A 1,134-nucleotide genomic window follows, 5' to 3' on the forward strand; every position below is an offset into this window, starting at 1 on the left:
GTTCCTGTGCGTGCCGGTGGCGCCGGGGCCATAGATACGCAATTCCGGCAAGGTGAGGCTCTTGATCCATTGCCCCTGGAGCAGCCGGTCAAAGGCGTTTGCAAACCCAGCCTTTTCATAGAACTTTGCATTCACCGACAGAGCAAACCAGGCACCGGGTGCGGCCACTCGCAGAAGGGCAGGCAGCACTTCGGGGCCGAGGTGCCCGTGGGTGAAAGTCCCGGAAGACACCACACCGCGGTAGAAGCCGCGCGGCACCGGGATGCCTTCCAGAAGATCGGCCTCGATCACGTCGCGGTAGGCATCCTTGCGGAGGGCCTCGGCCAGCATGGCGGCGCTGATGTCGGTGGCGTCAACAGGCTCAATCCCGAGTGTTTGCAGCGCCTGGCCGCAGAGCCCGGTGCCTGCGCCGGCATCCAGCACCGGGCCTGTTCCCCCGGCGGCGGCAAAAGCCTTGGCAGTCAATCCTGGCAGCAGGTAGTCCTGCCCGGCAGCGAAATCCTGATCATATGTGCTGGCCCAGTCCCCGTACAGCTGTTTGGAACCGGCAGGGGTCTGCAGGGCGTATGCGTTCGAAAGTCCCGGTTTCTGCTTTTCCATGCGGGGCATGAAAAGGCGGATGAGGATTCGAATCAACCCTTGCGCCACCGGCCCGGCCAACGCATCTAGGAGTCATGAATAAAACACTGCTTTGTCTTGGATTTGGGTATACCGCCCGGGCGCTTGCACCGCGCCTCCTGGCGCAGGGATGGCGGGTCATCGGCACCTCGCGCGAGGTGGTGGAAGCCGAAGGAGTGGAGATGATCACCTGGCCGGGGCAGGCGGTGTCGCTGGATGGGGTGACACATGTACTGAGCTCGATCGGGCCCAATGCGGACGGCGATCCGTTGCTGGCAGCAATGGGTGACCAACTTGCCGCGGCCCGGGAACTGGAATGGGCCGGCTATCTCTCAACCACCGCCGTCTATGGCCACCACGGCGGCGCCTGGGTGGATGAGGCCACGCCCGTGACGCCCTCCAGCGAGCGCGGCGACTGGCGGGCCAAGGCGGAAGCGCACTGGCAGGCGATCCCGGGTCTGCCGCTGCATATCTTCCGGCTGGCCGGTATCTACGGCCCTGGCCGCGGTCCCTTTG

Annotated in this window: 1 protein-coding gene and 1 pseudogene; one reads left to right on the forward strand and one right to left on the reverse strand. The window is 64.8% G+C overall.

The genetic code is table 11. The annotated features are described in order from the left end of the window. Window positions 1-600: class I SAM-dependent methyltransferase (locus tag A2I95_RS40875; RefSeq protein WP_291738011.1), on the reverse strand; the 600-nt coding region annotated here is incomplete at its 3' end. Window positions 601-674: 74 nt separating this feature from the next. Here A2I95_RS40875 and A2I95_RS40880 point away from each other — a divergent pair. Next, window positions 675-1,134 (forward strand): annotated as a pseudogene (locus A2I95_RS40880) (SDR family NAD(P)-dependent oxidoreductase); the annotation flags it as partial.

The sequence above is a fragment of the Leisingera sp. F5 genome, from assembly GCF_001593695.1.